This is a genomic window from Pseudomonas sp. TMW22091, assembly GCF_022496705.1.
Classification (GTDB): domain Bacteria; phylum Pseudomonadota; class Gammaproteobacteria; order Pseudomonadales; family Pseudomonadaceae; genus Aquipseudomonas; species Aquipseudomonas saxonica.
Genome location: NZ_SCFI01000001.1, coordinates 247,724 through 264,867 on the forward strand (window position 1 = coordinate 247,724; position 17,144 = coordinate 264,867).

Here is a 17,144-nt window from a genome sequence, read left to right on the forward strand (position 1 = left end):
AGTTTCAACAAGGCGACGAGAAATGTTCTCAAGTAAGGCTCGCGGGGTTACTGACAGCCGTTTGCGGAACGGCCTTGCCTGACGTGCCCGTACGCTCCAATCGTACGATGACCCGGCGGTTTTTAGCGCGGTTAGCCGCACTGGTGTTAGGCACCAAAGGGTACTGTTCGCCATGAAAACGCAAGCTGATCTGTGATTCGTCGAATCCATGGGCCTTGAAAAAGTCCATGACTGCCAATGCCCGTCGCCGTGACAGTTCACGATTGGTTAAGCGATTGCCACTGTTATCTGAATAGCCGTCAAGGATGATGCGATTGACCGTGGGATCTACCTTTAAATACTCGATGATCACATTAAGGCTTCTCAGCGCCGAGGCATCAAGCTCAATGGCGGCCCCCGGAAAAGCAATTCGACTTTGCTGAACCTGTTCGAAATTCTTGGGCAGCAGCTTTGTGGTGCAAGCCTGGAAATCACCATAGGCCTGGCGAAATCTGACGGGGAGTAATCGAACCTCTGACACACCACTGGTCGCCGAGTAATGCCTCACCACTGGACTGCGCCCCTCCAGCAAGCCACGAAACAAGCGCCCGGCCTGAACCTGAGAGCTGTTGAACAGCACGTGCCCACGCCCAATACGCACTGAGCCGAGGTTAATGTCCCCACGACCCGGCTGCCACGGTGCCGCTGCTGCCAACAAAGTTGCAGAGCCTTCCCCCAGCACTGAGTTAGAGCTGTTAAGCCGAAATACGGCTTGCTCACCTGCCCGACGGACAAAAGCCCCAGAGCCAAAATCGGTGATTGGCTGGATCAGACGACACTCAAACTTGTCCCCTTCTACTTTCCACTCAATACTCTCCAGTCGCGTCTGGAAAGTCATCGCCATGGCAGGCAGGCAGGTGAACAGGGTCAGCAGGAATAAATAACACTGGCGCACGGCAAGCTCCACAGGCTTGAAAAGCAAAAAATCAGGCCATTGGTTTACGGCAGACCTTTTTTATATCGGTTAGCAGCTACAAAACTTGATAGCGAGTGCCTGAAAGTGTCTTTTCCGGTAGCATTCGCTTCAGTTTGACCCGCCTGGAATCCCCAATGTCTGACCGCCTGACCCTGCTGCGTCCCGACGACTGGCATATACATCTTCGCGATGGTGCTGTGTTGCCCCACACTGTCGCGGATGTTGCGCGTACTTTTGGCCGCGCCATCATCATGCCTAACCTGGTACCGCCGGTGCGTAATGCTGCCGAAGCCGATGCCTATCGCCAGCGCATTCTGGCTGCCCGCCCTGCCGGCAGCCGTTTCGAACCGTTGATGGTGCTCTACCTGACTGACCGCACACAGCCAGAAGATATTCGTACGGCCAAGGCCAGCGGTTTCGTCCATGCAGCCAAGCTTTACCCGGCTGGCGCTACGACAAACTCCGACTCTGGCGTGACCAGTATCGATGCGATCTTCCCGGTTCTGGAAGTCATGGCCGAAGTGGGCATGCCTCTGCTGATTCACGGCGAAGTGACTCGCACCGACGTAGACGTCTTCGATCGCGAGAAAATATTCATCGATGAGCATATGCGTCGAGTTGTTGAGCGCTTCCCAACACTCAAGGTAGTGTTTGAGCACATCACAACCGCTGACGCCGTGCAGTTCGTCAATGAGGCTTCGGCCAACGTCGGCGCAACCATCACTGCCCATCACCTGCTTTACAACCGCAATCACATGCTGGTGGGCGGTATTCGCCCGCACTTCTATTGCTTGCCGATTCTCAAGCGCAACACTCATCAGGAAGCGTTGCTGGATGCAGCCACCCGTGGCAGCGAAAAATTCTTCCTGGGCACAGACTCTGCGCCGCATGCTCAACACGCTAAAGAAGCTGCGTGTGGATGTGCCGGTTGCTACACCGCTTACGCGGCAATTGAAATGTATGCCGAGGCCTTTGAACAGCGTAATGCGCTGGACAAACTGGAGGCGTTTGCCAGCCTCAACGGTCCTCGTTTCTACGGACTGCCTGCCAGCACCGAACATATCACTCTGGTTCGCCAGGAGTGGACCGCACCTACAAGCCTGCCATTTGGCGAGCTGAACGTAATTCCGCTGCGCGCCGGTGAAAAACTGCGCTGGCGCCTGCTGGAGGAAACACTGTGAGCGACGACCATTATGATGACGAACACGAAGGCGGCCATGGCGGCCCACGCCACCCGATGGCCGAGCGCTTTCGCGGCTACCTGCCTGTCGTAATCGACGTTGAGACTGGCGGTTTCAATTGCGCCACCGATGCCCTGCTGGAAATCGCAGCCGTGACGATCGGCATGGACGAAAAAGGCTTCGTGTTCCCGGAGCACACTTATTTTCACCGTGTTGAACCGTTTGAAGGCGCCAATATCGAAGCAGCGGCTCTGGAATTCACCGGCATCAAGCTTGATCACCCGCTGCGTATGGCCGTTAGCGAAGAAACTGCGCTGACCGACATCTTCCGTGGCGTGCGCAAAGCGCTGAAAGCCAATGGCTGCAAACGTGCCATTCTGGTGGGTCACAACAGCAGCTTCGATTTGGGCTTCCTGAACGCTGCGGTTGCGCGTCTGGACATGAAACGCAATCCGTTTCACCCATTCTCAAGCTTTGACACCGCAACGCTGGCAGGTCTGGCGTATGGCCAGACGGTATTGGCCAAGGCCTGCCAAACGGCCGACATCGACTTCGATGGCCGCGAGGCGCACTCAGCACGCTACGACACTGAAAAAACCGCTGAGTTGTTCTGTGGCATCGTTAACCGCTGGAAACAAATGGGCGGTTGGAAAGATTTCAACGACTGAGTCTGTTGATCAGGCTGAAATCCAGGCATAAAAAAACCGGACATTAAGTCCGGTTTTTTTTTGCTTCGACGAACGCTTACAGCTTGCCAGCATTCTCAGTCAGGTAAGCCGCTACACCTTCAGTGGAAGCGGTCATGCCCTTGTCACCTTTTTTCCAGTTGGCAGGGCACACTTCGCCGTGCTCTTCGTGGAATTGCAGCGCGTCAACCAGACGCAGCAACTCGTCCATGTTGCGACCCAACGGCAGATCGTTAACGATTTGCGAGCGAACAACGCCCTTGTCATCGATCAAGAAAGCGCCGCGCAATGCAACACCGCCTTCAGTTTCAACGTCATATGCCTTGCAGATAGCGTGGTTGATGTCGGCCGCCATGGTGTATTTCACCTGACCGATACCACCATTGTTCACCGGCGTATTGCGCCATGCGTTGTGAGTGAAATGGGAGTCGATCGACACGGCAACCACTTCAACGTTACGCGCCTGAAACTCAGGAATGCGGTGATCCAGAGCGATCAGCTCGGATGGGCATACAAACGTGAAGTCCAAAGGATAGAAAAACACCAGGCCATATTTGCCTTTGATGGCGGTGGACAACGAGAAGCTGTCTACGATTTCGCCATTGCCGAGTACGGCTGCGACGGTGAAGTCAGGCGCTTGCTTGCCTACGAGTACGCTCATTGGTTATCTCCTGGTGCGACGTGAAAAACGAAACCGAGCAAAAAAAGTTGTGGGAAAACAACAATCTAAAACCAGATCCCGCGTAAAAAAGACCCGGCATCATACACCGCTCGTCGCCCTCCAGCCTTAAGCCTTTTTAAAGCCCATATCGAGACGATTCGAACCGTTCGTCAGCATGTAGGAAATCAACCTCAATCAAGACCCAATGCACTTTGACAATCATTCTCGTTAACATTAAGATCTTCGTCATTGAATCCCAACCAGCGATGGTTCTTATTTATGTACGTATGCATCTGCACTGGCGTCACTGATGGCAAAATCCGCGACGCAATCTATGACGGTTGCTGCAGTTACCGAGAAGTACGCGAAGCGACAGGCGTTGCCAGCCAATGCGGTAAATGTGCGTGCTTAGCCAAGCAAGTCGTACGTGAAACCCTCACCTCGCTGCAAGCCAGTCAGGCAACATTGGGTTTTCCAGCAGAATTTTCAGCGGCCTGAACAACAGATTTTGAAGAACCGGACTTAGTGTCCGGTTTTTTTATGCCCTGAATTCAAGTGCTTACGCCCAAGACGCGGAACACAAACATTCTTATTCCGATTAATTTTCATTTATTATTCAAATACTTAGGTTTGACAGTCTTCTATGTGCGGCTCAAACTCTGCCTTATACACGGTTAATTAAGGCAGGCCCCAGCCATGAAAGGCGATATCTCAGTCATCCAGCATCTCAATAAAATTCTCGGCAATGAGCTGGTTGCGATCAACCAATACTTCCTGCATGCACGCATGTATCAGGATTGGGGCCTGGAAAAGTTGGGTGCACACGAGTACCACGAATCCATCGATGAGATGAAACACGCGGACAAACTCATCAAGCGCATCCTGTTTCTTGAGGGCCTGCCTAACGTACAAGACCTCGGCAAGCTGCACATTGGTGAGCACACCAAGGAAATGCTGGAGTGTGACCTGCGCATCGAAAAGACGGGTCACGCCGACCTCAAAGCCGCGATCGCACACTGTGAAGTTGTGGGTGACTTCGGAAGCCGCGAACTTCTGGAAGATATTCTTGAGTCTGAAGAAGAACATATCGACTGGCTGGAAACACAATTAGGCCTGATCGACAAAATAGGTATCGAGAATTACCTGCAGTCGCAAATGGGCGAGTAACGCGCCCACTAAAAAGCCCCGCTCTGTTTAATCAGAGGCGGGGCTTTTTTATGCGCGGTTACTTAGTCAAACGTAACCGTGCAACTGAAGTCAGGCTTCAGTCTTGGTCGCAGCTGCTTTCTCAACAGCGTCCTTGATCAACGCCTGCAAAGAACCATCTGCTGCCATCTCGGCCATGATATCGCTACCACCGACCAACTCACCACCGACCCACAGCTGTGGGAAAGTTGGCCAGTTTGCGTACTTCGGCAAGTTGGCGCGAATTTCAGGGTTCTGCAAGATGTCCACGTAGGCGAACTTCTCACCACAGGCCATGACCGCTTGAGCTGCTTTAGCCGAAAAGCCGCACTGCGGGGCATTCGGGGAGCCTTTCATGTAGAGCAGAATGGTGTTGTTGGCAATCTGATCTTTAATAGTTTCGATGATATCCATGGAGCACCTCGGCTGAACTTTCCGACTCAGTTGTCGGCACGGTGGCGCATTGTAACGGAAACCCGAGCCTGACGCTCGGTCTCCCCGACAGACAATAGTCTGCCCCCCAGCCCCTAAGAATTGCCAAGCAGTACAGGGCCAGTGTACAAATGTGCAGCTGAGGAGAGGCGAACCACACAACCGTGCTGCAAGCCATGCGCCCGTACAGCTCACGTCTCGCCCCCTCTAAATGTGACCCTTATTGGCAAGACGCGACATTTCCTTATAAGATCGCGCCTTCCCCTATTTCGTCGCCACGTGCGGCTTTCGCCGCAGGTCTCGCCCGTTTTTCCGAAAAACCCGGCTCTGAGCATCTGCGGTCGTTGCAAAAAAGGTAGTTAATGATGAGCGCAAGGCACTTTCTCTCCCTGATGGATTGCACGCCCGAAGAACTACTCAGCGTGATTCGTCGCGGTATCGAGTTGAAGGACCTGCGCCAGCGCGGCGTGCTTTTCGAACCGTTGAAAAATCGCGTGCTGGGTATGATTTTCGAAAAGTCATCAACCCGTACACGACTGTCGTTCGAAGCTGGAATGATCCAGCTCGGTGGCCAGGCCATCTTCCTGTCCCCGCGTGACACCCAACTGGGTCGCGGCGAACCGATTGGCGACTGCGCAATCGTTATGTCGCGCATGCTTGACGCAGTCATGATCCGCACCTTTGCTCACAGCACGCTGACCGAGTTCGCCGCAAATTCCCGCGTGCCGGTCATCAACGGCCTGTCGGACGACTTGCATCCGTGCCAACTGCTGGCTGACATGCAGACCTTTCTGGAGCATCGCGGCTCGATCAAAGGCAAAACCGTTGCCTGGATTGGCGACGGCAACAACATGTGCAACAGCTATATAGAGGCGGCCATCCAGTTTGACTTCAAGCTGCGCGTTGCCTGCCCGCAAGGCTATGAGCCTAATCCTGAGTTCGTTGCCCAAGCCGGCGATCGTGTGACTATCGTGCGTGACCCGCGTGAGGCGGTCATTGGCGCCCATCTGGTGAGCACAGACGTCTGGACGTCTATGGGCCAGGAAGAAGAAACAGCCAAGCGTTTGAAGCTATTTGCGCCCTATCAGGTTAACCGCGCCCTGCTCGACCTGGCAGCTGAAGACGTGCTGTTCATGCATTGCCTGCCAGCCCATCGCGGTGAAGAAATCAGTGTTGACCTGCTGGACGACACACGCTCGGTCGCGTGGGATCAAGCGGAAAACCGTCTGCATGCGCAAAAAGCCCTTCTCGAGTTCTTGGTCCAACCGGCGTACAAACCCGCATGAGCCAGCCGTTATTGCTTAACCTGCGAGATCTGGCGTGCGGGTACCAAGGCCAGAGCGTGGTGCAAAACCTTAACCTGCACCTCAATGCTGGCGACATTGGCTGCCTGCTGGGCTCTTCCGGATGCGGCAAAACTACCACGCTGCGGGCGATCGCCGGGTTTGAGCCGGTTCATCAGGGCGAAATCCAACTCGCCGGAGAGGTCATCTCCAGGGCCGGTTTCACACTGGCGCCCGAGAAACGTCGAATCGGCATGGTGTTTCAGGACTACGCACTCTTCCCGCACCTCAGCGTGGCTGACAACATCGCCTTCGGCATACGCAAGCACCCCGAAAAAGAGCGTATCATCCAAGAGCTGCTGGAACTGGTCAACCTGAAGAACCTTGGCAAGCGCTTCCCCCATGAACTGTCGGGCGGGCAACAACAACGTGTTGCGCTGGCCCGTGCTCTGGCGCCGGAACCGCAATTGCTCTTGCTGGACGAACCGTTCTCCAACCTCGACGGCGAGCTGCGTCGCAAACTTAGTCATGAAGTACGCGATATCCTCAAGGCGCGCGGCACCAGTGCGATTCTGGTGACACACGACCAGGAAGAAGCTTTCGCTGTAAGCGACCACGTCGGCGTCTTCAAGGAGGGTCGCCTTGAGCAATGGGATACGCCCTACAACCTGTATCACGAGCCAAAGACCCCGTTTGTAGCGAGTTTTATCGGCCAGGGCTATTTCATTCGCGGACAGCTGTTGAGCCCCGAATCTGTGCAAACAGAACTGGGCGTGCTGCGCGGTGATCGAGCTTACAACTGGCCTGTGGGTGGCGCGGTCGATGTATTACTGCGCCCGGACGATATCGTCTATGCCCCCGACAGTGAGCTAAAAGCCCGCATAGTCGGCAAAACCTTCCTCGGCGCCTCGACGCTCTACCGCTTGCAATTGCCCACCGGCAGCCAACTTGAATCTATTTTCCCAAGCCATGCCGATCACTTGCCAGGCACAGACGTGGGGATTCGGGTCGCGGCCGAGCACCTGGTCATGTTTCAAACCAGCGGTAGTACGGCAGCACAGATCGCTCACACTGAATCAGGTGTAAGACGTTTCAGTACCGCCAGTTAAGTGTTACAGCTTTAAATACGCCCTATACCCGCAAACTTGGCCTGCGTGTGCTCAGCCAGCACCGCAGGCGCTAGCTCCACTTCAAGTCCACGCCGTCCGGCACTGACAAAAATCGTCTCAAACCCTTGGGCACTTTCATCAATAAACGTGCGCAGGCGCTTTTTTTGACCCAGTGGACTAATCCCGCCTAGCAAATAGCCAGTAGCCCGTTGAGCGGCAGCAGGGTCGGCCATTTCGACTTTTTTGACGCTTGCCGCATGGGCTAGCGCTTTTAAATCAAGCGTTCCGACGACCGGTACTACAGCGACTAACAATTCACCTTTTTCACTGCTAGCCAATAACGTCTTGAAGACCCGGGCCGGTTCAAGATTCAGCTTCTCTGCAGCTTCCAGGCCGTAAGACGCAGCTTTGGGATCATGCTCATAGCTGTGTATCCGATGTTCGGCACGAACTTTTTTCAGCAGGTCCAGTGCAGGTGTCATGGCAGCTCCTGTGTTGTGTTGGATATAAGCATCAGGTAAGCGAATTTTAGGATTTAGATGAGCAAACAGGCGTTAAACAGGCCTTTGAAACTCACTTGAAGTGGTAAATTACAGGCTTTCCCCTACAAAAACGTATTCTTTTCTTACACAAAAATCAGTACCAAACCCCTACCTAAAAGTCAGAATATGAATGCCCGTTCACTTTCGACCTTTGACAGCAGTGTTTCTTGTCTATATTTTTTCGATTCTGAATATGCCATGCCGTTACTTGTTTTCTGTTCCGAACTTATGAAATGCCGAATTTTACCGATACGGCTTCCGTACAGATTCATTGCCACCCTGACTGACAACGTCAAAAAACAAAAAAAACGAGGTTTCAAATGACGACTGCAAAACAGCACCCCACCCTTTCAGGGCAATGCATAGCGGAGTTTTTAGGCACCGCACTATTAATCTTCTTCGGTACTGGTTGCGTGGCAGCTCTCAAAGTCGCAGGCGCCAGCTTCGGCTTGTGGGAAATCAGCATCATTTGGGGTATCGGTGTGAGCCTGGCCATCTACTTGACAGCAGGTGTTTCAGGCGCGCATTTGAATCCTGCCGTGAGTATCGCACTCTGCCTGTTTACTGATTTCGACAAGCGCAAGCTGCCCTTTTATATCCTTGCTCAAGTAGCGGGCGCCTTTTGCGCGGCAGCATTGGTTTACACGCTATACAGCAACCTGTTCTTCGATTACGAACAAGCGCACAACATGATTCGCGGCAGCAAAGAAAGCCTGGAATTGGCCTCGGTCTTTTCCACTTATCCGCACCCTGCGCTTTCGACCCTTCAAGCGTTCTTGGTTGAAATGGTGATTACGGCCATTCTAATGGGCGTGATCATGGCCTTGACTGATGACAAGAATGGACTGCCTCGCGGCCCATTGGCACCGCTGCTGATTGGCCTGCTGATTGCTGTCATTGGTAGCTCAATGGGCCCGCTGACCGGTTTCGCAATGAACCCTGCGCGTGATTTCGGGCCTAAGCTGATGACATTCTTTGCCGGTTGGGGTGAAATTTCATTCACAGGTGCCCGCGACATACCGTATTTCTTGATTCCAATCTTTGCACCGATCGTCGGTGCTTGCCTCGGCGCAGCTATTTATCGCGGGATGATTGCCCGCCATCTGCCTGCTGTCGAGCCTACGGCAATGGAAGCCCAAACCACCACAGAGGTGAAAACCCAAGCTTCCTGACATCGAATTTTGAAACGGGGCGCACGAGATCACTGCCCACTTCATTCTCGCGCCCTGAAACCATTACCTCATTCTGCAAGGCAACCACATGACCGACTCTCAGAATAAGAATTACATTATTGCGCTGGACCAAGGCACCACGAGCTCGCGAGCGATCATCTTTGATCGTGACGCCAATGTGGTGTGCACGGCTCAGCGTGAGTTTCAACAGCACTACCCACAAGCAGGCTGGGTTGAACACGACCCGATGGAAATTTTCGCCACCCAAAGCGCCGTGATGGTTGAAGCCCTGGCTCAAGCCGGGCTTCATCACGACCAAGTGGCCGCAATCGGCATCACAAACCAGCGTGAAACCACCGTGGTGTGGGACAAAATCAGCGGCCGTCCGATCTACAATGCGATTGTTTGGCAATGCCGACGCAGCACCGAAATCTGCGAACAACTAAAACGCGATGGCCACGAGCAATACATCAGCGACACCACAGGCTTGGTCACCGACCCGTACTTCTCCGGCACCAAGCTGAAGTGGATCCTCGATAACGTCGAAGGCAGCCGCGAACGTGCACGCAACGGCGAACTTCTGTTTGGCACCATCGACAGCTGGCTGATCTGGAAATTTACTGGCGGCAAGACTCACGTTACCGACTACACCAACGCCTCACGCACCATGCTGTTCAACATTCACACGCTGGAATGGGACTCCAAGATGCTGGAGGTGCTGGATATCCCGCGTGAGATGCTGCCAGAGGTCAAATCTTCGTCCGAAATCTACGGGCGCACCAAAAGTGGCATCGCCATTGGCGGTATTGCCGGCGACCAGCAGGCCGCTTTGTTCGGCCAAATGTGCGTTGAACCGGGTCAGGCAAAAAACACGTACGGCACGGGCTGCTTCCTGCTGATGAACACCGGCACCAATGCCGTCAAGTCAACACACGGCATGTTGACCACCATCGCCTGCGGACCGCGCGGCGAAGTGGCCTACGCATTGGAAGGCGCGGTGTTTAACGGCGGCTCCACCGTCCAGTGGCTGCGCGATGAACTGAAGATCATCAATGATGCTCACGACACTGAATACTTTGCCAGCAAAGTCAAAGACAGCAATGGCGTGTATCTGGTGCCCGCATTCACGGGTCTCGGCGCCCCCTACTGGGATCCGTATGCACGCGGCGCACTGTTCGGCCTGACCCGCGGTGTACGTGTGGATCACATCATTCGTGCCGCCCTGGAGTCGATTGCCTACCAGACCCGTGACGTGCTGGATGCTATGCAGCAAGACTCGGGGGAACGTCTCAAAGCGCTGCGCGTAGATGGCGGTGCAGTGGCTAACAACTTCTTGATGCAGTTTCAGGCCGACATCCTCGGCACAATGGTAGAGCGCCCGCAAATGCGCGAAACCACTGCACTGGGTGCCGCTTACCTGGCGGGTCTGGCGTGCGGTTTCTGGGGCAGCCTGGATGAATTGCGCGGCAAGGCCGTAATTGAACGCGAGTTCGAGCCTGCTCTGGAAGAAGCCTGCAAAGAGAAGCTGTACGCAGGCTGGAAAAAGGCTGTAGGCCGTACGCGTGATTGGGAACCCCACGAAGAAAGCCACTAAGCACTAACGCTGTAATCAGCAACGGACACTTCGGTGTCCGTTGTTGCATAAGCGTTTCAGCGTTGCCATGAGTAGCAGACAGCTGTTTCCTGCGGCATGATGGGCGAATTTTGCTTCGCCGCCTAAAGGAAACTCCATGAATCTGCCTCCCCGCCAGCAGCAGATCCTCGAACTGGTTCGCGAACGCGGCTACGTCAGCATCGAGGAAATGGCGCAGTTGTTCGTCGTAACGCCGCAGACCATCCGTCGAGACATCAATCAATTGGCCGAGGCCGATTTATTACGTCGTTACCACGGGGGCGCCGCCTATGACTCCAGCGTTGAAAACACCGCCTACGCCATGCGCGCCGACCAAATGCGCGATGAAAAACGCCGAATTGGTGAAGCCATCGCCGCACAGATTCCTGACCACGCCTCCATTTTCATTAATATCGGTACCACTACCGAGTCAATTGCCCGGGCGTTGCTCAACCACAATCATCTGAAAATCATCACCAACAACCTTCATGTCGCGTCAATCCTGAGCGCCAAAGACGACTTCGAAGTATTGATTGCAGGCGGCAAAGTCCGTCGCGATGGCGGAATCGTCGGTCAAGCCAGTGTCGACTTCATTAACCAGTTCAAGTTCGATTTCGCGCTCGTGGGTATCAGCGGCATTGATTCCGACGGCAGCCTGCTGGACTTTGACTACCAGGAGGTGCGCGTATCCCAAGCCATTATTGCCAACGCACGACAAGTCATTCTGGCAGCGGATTCCAGCAAGTTCGGGCGCAACGCTATGGTTCGTCTTGGCCCGATCACCTTGATTGACTGCCTTGTCACAGACCAGCCACCTGTACCGGAGCTTGCTCAGTTACTGGCGCAGAACAAAATCCGTCTGGAAGTCGTCTGACAGCAGGATCAAATGCGGGAGGGGGCAATTGACTGCACGGCAGGCAAGACCAAGCATGAGCCCCTTCCCCCTATAGCCTTCACGATCTTGTTCAGACAGCTTCACTCCCTCGTAATGTTCGTAATTCTTCTTTTAAGGCCTGCTCGATGAGTTTTTTCAATCGAACTTGGCTGGCTGTGGGCGTATTTATCCGCTACTATTTTCGCAAATGAACATAAATGTTCGAATTAAAAAATATGCGTCAAGAACGCGAGGCCCAATCATGCCCCTGACCACCTTGCCTGCCACCCCCCTCGCAGAGGTTTACGACGTTGCCGTTATCGGCGGCGGGATTAATGGCGTCGGTATTGCGGCAGATGCAGCCGGTCGCGGCTTGTCTGTGTTTCTTTGCGAAAAAGATGATCTGGCCAGCCATACCTCGTCAGCCAGCAGCAAGCTGATTCATGGCGGCCTGCGCTACCTGGAACACTATGAGTTTCGCCTGGTGCGCGAAGCATTGGCTGAGCGCGAAGTGTTGCTGGCAAAAGCCCCGCACATCGTAAAGCCAATGCGTTTTGTATTGCCTCACCGCCCTCACCTGCGCCCTGCATGGATGATTCGGGCAGGGTTGTTTCTGTATGACCATTTGGGCAAGCGCGAAAAACTCGCGGGCTCCAAAAGCATCAAATTTGGTGCTGATAGCCCGCTGAAGACAGAAATCAATAAAGGCTTCGAATACTCAGACTGCTGGGTAGATGACGCGCGCCTGGTGGTACTCAATGCCATGGCTGCGCGCGAAAAAGGCGCGCATGTTCACACCCAGACCCGCTGCGTCGGGGCTCGTCGAAACAAAGGCCTGTGGGAATTGAATCTTGAGCGTGCCGACGGCAGTCTGTTCTCGATTCGCAGCAAAGCACTGGTCAACGCTGCTGGCCCGTGGGTTGCCAAATTCATCAAGGACGACCTGAAGCTGGACTCGCCTTATGGCATCCGCCTGATTCAAGGCAGCCATCTGATCGTGCCCAAACTGTACGACGCACCTAACGCCTTCATTTTGCAGAATGAAGACCAGCGAATTGTGTTCACCATTCCGTACATGGATCAATTCACCATCATCGGCACAACCGACCGTGAATACACCGGCGATCCGGCCAAGGTCGTCATCACCGAAGAAGAAACCGACTACCTGCTGAACGTGGTCAATGCTCACTTTAAACAACACGTCAGCCGTGCCGATATTCTGCGCACCTATTCCGGCGTGCGTCCGTTGTGCAATGACGAGTCGGACAACCCTTCAGCCGTCACACGTGACTACACCCTGGCCTTGTCCGGCGCACAGGGCGAAGCCCCACTGCTGTCTGTGTTTGGTGGCAAACTCACTACCTATCGCAAGCTGGCCGAATCGGCCATGGCACAGTTAGCCCCGTTCTTCACCCAGATCAAACCGAGCTGGACAGCCAGTGCCACGCTGCCGGGTGGTGAAGACATGACCACCCCTGCTGCGCTGAGTGCCGCGCTGACACAAAAACACGGATGGCTGGATGCAGCCATCGCCAAACGCTGGGCAATCACCTATGGCAACCGCTCATGGCGCCTGCTGGACGGTGTAAATGCATTGAGCGATATGGGAGAGCACATCGGCAGCGGCCTTTATAGCCGGGAAGTCGATTACTTGTGCAGCCAGGAATGGGCGCTGGACGCTCAGGACATCCTGTGGCGTCGGACCAAATTGGGCCTGTTCACCACCGCTCAAGAACAAGAACATCTGGCGCTTTACTTGGACAGTTTGAACCTCAAGCATCGCAAAGTTAAAGCCGCTTAAATTCCTGCCTGCCACTTCACCTGCCGGGGCGTCGATTGAGCGCCCCAGCAGGCCTGCCCCATTCGGTTTTCCGAACGCCTCGCACCACATTGATTCGGCTTTCCGGGTATCCCCTGTCACCAAGCCGCTAATCAAAAAACAATATATCTATATATATCAGCGACTTAGGTGTAAAAACCGTATTTGGCATGAGTCATGCTCTACACTCTAGGCCGAATGCAATACAGCGCATTCAGCGGTTGAGTTGTACGCAGTTCCTATAAGGGCCTATCAACGGGCTCAATAAAAAAAACAATGTCGAGGAAATACCGATGCGCATCGTTCCGCAACTTTTGAGCGCCGCTATTGCTGTCGCGCTGATGAGCACTCCAGTTTTTGCAGCCGAATTGACCGGCACACTGAAGAAAATCAAAGAATCCGGCACCGTGACCCTTGGGCATCGCGACTCCTCCATTCCTTTCTCCTACATCGCGGACGCTTCCGGCAAGCCGGTTGGCTACTCCCACGATATCCAGTTGGCCATTGTTGAAGGGCTGAAAAAGCAACTCGACATGCCAGACCTCAAGGTCAAGTACAACCTGGTCACCTCCCAGACCCGCATTCCACTCGTACAAAATGGCACCGTTGACATTGAGTGTGGTTCCACCACCAACAACGCAGAACGTGCCCAGCAAGTCGATTTTTCGGTCGGCATCTTCGAAATCGGTACTCGCCTGCTGTCCAAAAAGGACTCGGCTTACAAAGATTTTGCCGACCTTAAAGGCAAAAACGTTGTGACCACTGCTGGCACCACGTCTGAACGCATCCTCAAGTCGATGAATGCCGACAAACAAATGGGCATGAACGTGATCTCCGCAAAAGACCACGGCGAATCCTTCCAGATGCTTGAGTCGGGCCGCGCTGTAGCGTTCATGATGGATGATGCCTTGCTGGCCGGTGAAATGGCTAAAGCCAAAAAGCCAACCGACTGGGCTGTGACCGGCACACCGCAATCGTTTGAGGTGTACGGCTGCATGGTGCGCAAAGGCGACCCGGACTTCAAAAAAGCGGTTGATGACGCCATTGTGGGTATCTACAAATCGGGCAAAATCAATAAAATCTATGAGACGTGGTTCACTCAGCCAATTCCACCAAAAGGCTTGAACCTCATGTTCCCGATGAGCGACAAAGTCAAAGAGCTGATCGCTAATCCAAACGACAAACCAGCGCCTGAAGTGAAAATCTAATTATTCACTACTGACTCCCGAGCGTGGCTGATCGCGCTCGGGATCATTGTTCACAGGCCATACAAGCCTTTTAAATTGCTGAGAGAACACTCGAACCGCTGGTTGTCGAGCGGCAAGCGTGTACCCGACGAGACTGTCGGGAGAGAACGGACTCCCTGAAGCAAGTGCTTGTTAATAGACCCATCTGAGGGGAGACCCTGCATGAATTACAACTGGGACTGGAGCGTATTCTTCAAGTCCACCGGCGTAGGCAGCGAGACGTATCTCGACTGGTTTATTTCGGGGCTTGGCTGGACTATCGCGATTGCTGTTGTCGCCTGGATTGTTGCCCTGATCCTGGGTTCGCTGCTGGGCGTTATGCGCACCCTGCCGAACCGTTTCCTGGCCGGCATCGCCACGATTTACGTGGAAATTTTCCGTAACGTTCCGCTGCTGGTGCAGCTGTTTATCTGGTACTTCCTGGTACCTGATCTACTGCCACCCGGTTTGCAAGAGTGGTACAAGCAAGACCTCAACCCGACCACTTCGGCTTACCTGAGTGTGGTGGTGTGCCTGGGCCTGTTTACGGCGGCACGGGTGTGCGAGCAAGTACGTACCGGCATTGAGGCCCTGCCTCGCGGCCAAGAGTCAGCGGCCCGCGCCATGGGCTTCAGCATGGCTCAGATCTACTGGAACGTGCTGCTGCCGCAGGCTTACCGCATCATCATTCCTCCACTCACCTCCGAATTCCTCAACGTGTTCAAAAACTCGTCTGTGGCTTCGTTGATCGGTTTGATGGAGCTGCTGGCGCAAACCAAACAGACCGCCGAGTTTTCCGCCAACCTGTTTGAAGCCTTCACACTCGCCACGCTGATCTACTTCACGCTGAACATGAGCCTGATGCTGTTGATGCGCCTGATCGAGAAGAAAGTAGCAGTGCCCGGGCTGATGTCTTTGGGGGGTAAATAATGGACTTCTTCGATTTCAGCGGGATAGTCCCCGCACTCCCAGGCCTGTGGAACGGCATGATCATGACCTTGAAACTCATGGTCCTGGGCGTGATCGGTGGCGTTGCACTGGGTACCGTGCTGGCCTTGATGCGCTTGTCTTCCAGCAAATGGCTGGCCAATCTGGCCGGCGCCTATGTGAACTACTTCCGTTCCATTCCCTTGCTGCTGGTCATTACCTGGTTCTATCTGGCCGTGCCGTTTGTGCTGCGCTGGATCACGGGTAAAGACACGCCGATCGGTGCGTTTGAGTCGTGCATGGTCGCCTTCGTCATGTTCGAAGCCGCCTACTTCTGTGAAATTGTCCGGGCAGGCGTGCAAGCCATTCCCAAAGGGCAAATGGGGGCTGCCAAAGCCCTGGGCATGAGTTACGGCCAGGCCATGCGCCTGATCATCCTGCCGCAGGCTTTCCGCAAAATGACGCCGTTACTGCTGCAACAAAGCATCATTTTGTTCCAGGACACGTCACTGGTTTACACCGTAGGCCTGGTCGACTTCCTCAATGCGTCACGCTCCAGTGGCGACATCATCGGCCGCTCCAATGAGTTCCTGATCTTCGCCGGTCTGGTGTATTTCATCATCAGCTTTTCCGCCTCGCTGCTGGTCAAGCGTCTGCAAAAAAGGTTTGCCGTATGATCTCGATCAAGAACATCAACAAGTGGTACGGGGACTTTCAGGTACTGACCGATTGCAGTACCGAAGTCAAAAAAGGCGAAGTGGTGGTGGTCTGCGGACCGTCCGGCTCAGGAAAATCGACGTTGATCAAGTGCGTGAACGCCCTTGAACCCTTTCAGAAGGGCGACATCATTGTTGATGGCACCTCGATTGCCAACCCTAAAACCAACCTGCCCAAGTTGCGCTCGCGCGTGGGCATGGTGTTCCAGCATTTCGAACTGTTCCCGCACATGACCATCACCGAAAACCTGACCATTGCGCAGGTCAAGGTGTTGGGACGGAGCAAAGCCGAAGCCACCAAAAAAGGCCTGGAGCTGCTTGAGCGTGTCGGCTTGTCGGCACACGCTCATAAGCACCCTGGCCAACTTTCGGGGGGTCAGCAACAGCGTGTGGCCATTGCCCGCGCGCTGGCCATGGACCCAATCGTGATGCTCTTTGACGAACCCACTTCGGCACTCGACCCGGAGATGGTTAACGAAGTGCTCGACGTGATGGTGCAATTGGCTCACGAAGGCATGACCATGATGTGCGTAACCCACGAAATGGGGTTCGCCCGCAAAGTGGCTAACCGGGTGATCTTTATGGATCAAGGCAAAATTGTCGAAGACTGTGAGAAAGAAGAGTTCTTCGGCGACGTGTCTGCCCGCTCCGAGCGTGCACAAAACTTCCTTTCCAAGATCCTGCAACACTAAGCGCCGGAATCCTGGCTACCGCGGGCGCTGCTTGCGCCAGCGGTAGCAGGTTTTGTATAGCTTCTACCGCGC

General features: G+C 54.3%; 18 protein-coding genes. 14 read left to right on the forward strand and 4 right to left on the reverse strand.

Translation table 11 applies throughout. From position 1 onward, the window contains the following. Nucleotides 1-28: 28 nt before the first annotated feature. Nucleotides 29-934 (reverse strand): flagellar protein MotY, encoded by a 906-nt coding sequence (locus tag EQV93_RS01140; protein WP_146384095.1) that lies wholly within the window; start codon nt 932-934, stop codon nt 29-31. A gap of 155 nt (nt 935-1,089) precedes the next feature. On the opposite strand from EQV93_RS01140, the gene pyrC reads away from it, so the two are divergent. Both pyrC and rnt read left to right on the forward strand, forming a co-directional pair. Further along, complete coding sequence (gene pyrC, locus EQV93_RS01145) at nt 1,090-2,136, forward strand: dihydroorotase (protein ID WP_240890734.1); 1,047 nt, start codon at nt 1,090-1,092, stop codon at nt 2,134-2,136. Then, nucleotides 2,133-2,804: a ribonuclease T gene (gene rnt / locus EQV93_RS01150; protein WP_146384099.1), complete on the forward strand. Its 672-nt coding sequence runs from the start codon at nt 2,133-2,135 to the stop codon at nt 2,802-2,804. Before pyrC ends, rnt begins: the two co-directional genes overlap by 4 nt. Before the next feature lie 76 nt (nt 2,805-2,880). Here rnt and EQV93_RS01155 read toward each other — a convergent pair whose 3' ends face one another. Further along, nucleotides 2,881-3,483 carry a peroxiredoxin gene (locus EQV93_RS01155; protein ID WP_019411008.1) on the reverse strand — a complete coding sequence of 201 codons (603 nt, stop codon included), beginning with the start codon at nt 3,481-3,483 and terminating at the stop codon, nt 2,881-2,883. A gap of 279 nt (nt 3,484-3,762) precedes the next feature. Between EQV93_RS01155 and EQV93_RS01160 the strand changes: the two genes are divergently transcribed. Together EQV93_RS01160 and bfr are read left to right on the forward strand one after the other, a co-directional pair. Further along, nucleotides 3,763-3,981: a bacterioferritin-associated ferredoxin gene (locus tag EQV93_RS01160; protein ID WP_122784779.1), complete on the forward strand. Its 219-nt coding sequence runs from the start codon at nt 3,763-3,765 to the stop codon at nt 3,979-3,981. 198 nt (nt 3,982-4,179) lie between these two features. Next, nucleotides 4,180-4,650 carry a bacterioferritin gene (gene bfr / locus EQV93_RS01165; protein ID WP_122784780.1) on the forward strand — a complete coding sequence of 157 codons (471 nt, stop codon included), beginning with the start codon at nt 4,180-4,182 and terminating at the stop codon, nt 4,648-4,650. Between the two features lie 90 nt (nt 4,651-4,740). On the opposite strand, the gene grxD is transcribed toward bfr, so the two are convergent. Beyond that, nucleotides 4,741-5,082, reverse strand: coding sequence for a Grx4 family monothiol glutaredoxin (gene grxD, locus EQV93_RS01170; RefSeq protein WP_122784781.1), 342 nt, complete (start codon nt 5,080-5,082; stop codon nt 4,741-4,743). Between the two features lie 383 nt (nt 5,083-5,465). On the opposite strand from grxD, the gene argF reads away from it, so the two are divergent. Both argF and EQV93_RS01180 read left to right on the forward strand, forming a co-directional pair. Further along, nucleotides 5,466-6,386, forward strand: coding sequence for an ornithine carbamoyltransferase (argF, locus tag EQV93_RS01175; protein WP_122784782.1), 921 nt, complete (start codon nt 5,466-5,468; stop codon nt 6,384-6,386). Further along, a complete protein-coding gene (locus tag EQV93_RS01180; RefSeq protein WP_240890735.1) occupies nt 6,383-7,492 on the forward strand; it encodes an ABC transporter ATP-binding protein in 1,110 nt (369 codons plus the stop codon). The genes argF and EQV93_RS01180 overlap by 4 nt, the downstream gene beginning before the upstream one ends. Nucleotides 7,493-7,503: 11 nt before the next feature. Here EQV93_RS01180 and ybaK read toward each other — a convergent pair whose 3' ends face one another. Next, the gene (ybaK, locus tag EQV93_RS01185; protein ID WP_146384103.1) at nt 7,504-7,974 is read right to left on the reverse strand and encodes a Cys-tRNA(Pro) deacylase; all 471 of its coding nucleotides are present in this window, start codon (nt 7,972-7,974) and stop codon (nt 7,504-7,506) included. Nucleotides 7,975-8,354: 380 nt separating this feature from the next. On the opposite strand from ybaK, the gene EQV93_RS01190 reads away from it, so the two are divergent. From EQV93_RS01190 to EQV93_RS01225, 8 genes are all read left to right on the forward strand, one after another. Further along, a complete protein-coding gene (locus tag EQV93_RS01190) occupies nt 8,355-9,206 on the forward strand; it encodes an MIP/aquaporin family protein (RefSeq protein WP_122784785.1) in 852 nt (283 codons plus the stop codon). 88 nt (nt 9,207-9,294) lie between these two features. Further along, on the forward strand, nt 9,295-10,800 hold the full coding sequence (glpK, locus tag EQV93_RS01195; protein ID WP_122784786.1) for a glycerol kinase GlpK: 1,506 nt from the start codon (nt 9,295-9,297) through the stop codon (nt 10,798-10,800). 136 nt (nt 10,801-10,936) lie between these two features. Further along, a complete protein-coding gene (locus EQV93_RS01200) occupies nt 10,937-11,692 on the forward strand; it encodes a DeoR family transcriptional regulator (protein WP_122784787.1) in 756 nt (251 codons plus the stop codon). Nucleotides 11,693-11,954: 262 nt separating this feature from the next. Continuing rightward, nucleotides 11,955-13,493, forward strand: coding sequence for a glycerol-3-phosphate dehydrogenase (gene glpD / locus EQV93_RS01205; protein ID WP_122784788.1), 1,539 nt, complete (start codon nt 11,955-11,957; stop codon nt 13,491-13,493). Nucleotides 13,494-13,804: 311 nt separating this feature from the next. Beyond that, complete coding sequence (locus tag EQV93_RS01210; RefSeq protein WP_167654227.1) at nt 13,805-14,719, forward strand: glutamate/aspartate ABC transporter substrate-binding protein; 915 nt, start codon at nt 13,805-13,807, stop codon at nt 14,717-14,719. A gap of 201 nt (nt 14,720-14,920) precedes the next feature. After that, nucleotides 14,921-15,667 (forward strand): amino acid ABC transporter permease, encoded by a 747-nt coding sequence (locus EQV93_RS01215; RefSeq protein WP_240890736.1) that lies wholly within the window; start codon nt 14,921-14,923, stop codon nt 15,665-15,667. Further along, on the forward strand, nt 15,667-16,341 hold the full coding sequence (locus EQV93_RS01220) for an amino acid ABC transporter permease (protein WP_122784791.1): 675 nt from the start codon (nt 15,667-15,669) through the stop codon (nt 16,339-16,341). Before EQV93_RS01215 ends, EQV93_RS01220 begins: the two co-directional genes overlap by 1 nt. Further along, nucleotides 16,338-17,072 carry an amino acid ABC transporter ATP-binding protein gene (locus EQV93_RS01225; protein WP_240890737.1) on the forward strand — a complete coding sequence of 245 codons (735 nt, stop codon included), beginning with the start codon at nt 16,338-16,340 and terminating at the stop codon, nt 17,070-17,072. Before EQV93_RS01220 ends, EQV93_RS01225 begins: the two co-directional genes overlap by 4 nt. Nucleotides 17,073-17,144: the final 72 nt, after the last annotated feature.

Coding starts and splice junctions, on each gene's coding strand:
- EQV93_RS01200 (WP_122784787.1), top strand. CDS start 10,937: ATGAATCTGCCTCCCCGCCAGCAGCAGATCCTCGAACTGGTTCGCGAA.
- glpK (WP_122784786.1), top strand. CDS start 9,295: ATGACCGACTCTCAGAATAAGAATTACATTATTGCGCTGGACCAAGGC.
- pyrC (WP_240890734.1), top strand. CDS start 1,090: ATGTCTGACCGCCTGACCCTGCTGCGTCCCGACGACTGGCATATACAT.
- EQV93_RS01210 (WP_167654227.1), top strand. CDS start 13,805: ATGCGCATCGTTCCGCAACTTTTGAGCGCCGCTATTGCTGTCGCGCTG.
- argF (WP_122784782.1), top strand. CDS start 5,466: ATGAGCGCAAGGCACTTTCTCTCCCTGATGGATTGCACGCCCGAAGAA.
- EQV93_RS01160 (WP_122784779.1), top strand. CDS start 3,763: ATGTACGTATGCATCTGCACTGGCGTCACTGATGGCAAAATCCGCGAC.
- EQV93_RS01180 (WP_240890735.1), top strand. CDS start 6,383: ATGAGCCAGCCGTTATTGCTTAACCTGCGAGATCTGGCGTGCGGGTAC.
- EQV93_RS01215 (WP_240890736.1), top strand. CDS start 14,921: ATGAATTACAACTGGGACTGGAGCGTATTCTTCAAGTCCACCGGCGTA.
- ybaK (WP_146384103.1), bottom strand. CDS start 7,974: ATGACACCTGCACTGGACCTGCTGAAAAAAGTTCGTGCCGAACATCGG.
- EQV93_RS01225 (WP_240890737.1), top strand. CDS start 16,338: ATGATCTCGATCAAGAACATCAACAAGTGGTACGGGGACTTTCAGGTA.
- bfr (WP_122784780.1), top strand. CDS start 4,180: ATGAAAGGCGATATCTCAGTCATCCAGCATCTCAATAAAATTCTCGGC.
- EQV93_RS01190 (WP_122784785.1), top strand. CDS start 8,355: ATGACGACTGCAAAACAGCACCCCACCCTTTCAGGGCAATGCATAGCG.
- grxD (WP_122784781.1), bottom strand. CDS start 5,082: ATGGATATCATCGAAACTATTAAAGATCAGATTGCCAACAACACCATT.
- glpD (WP_122784788.1), top strand. CDS start 11,955: ATGCCCCTGACCACCTTGCCTGCCACCCCCCTCGCAGAGGTTTACGAC.
- EQV93_RS01155 (WP_019411008.1), bottom strand. CDS start 3,483: ATGAGCGTACTCGTAGGCAAGCAAGCGCCTGACTTCACCGTCGCAGCC.
- EQV93_RS01220 (WP_122784791.1), top strand. CDS start 15,667: ATGGACTTCTTCGATTTCAGCGGGATAGTCCCCGCACTCCCAGGCCTG.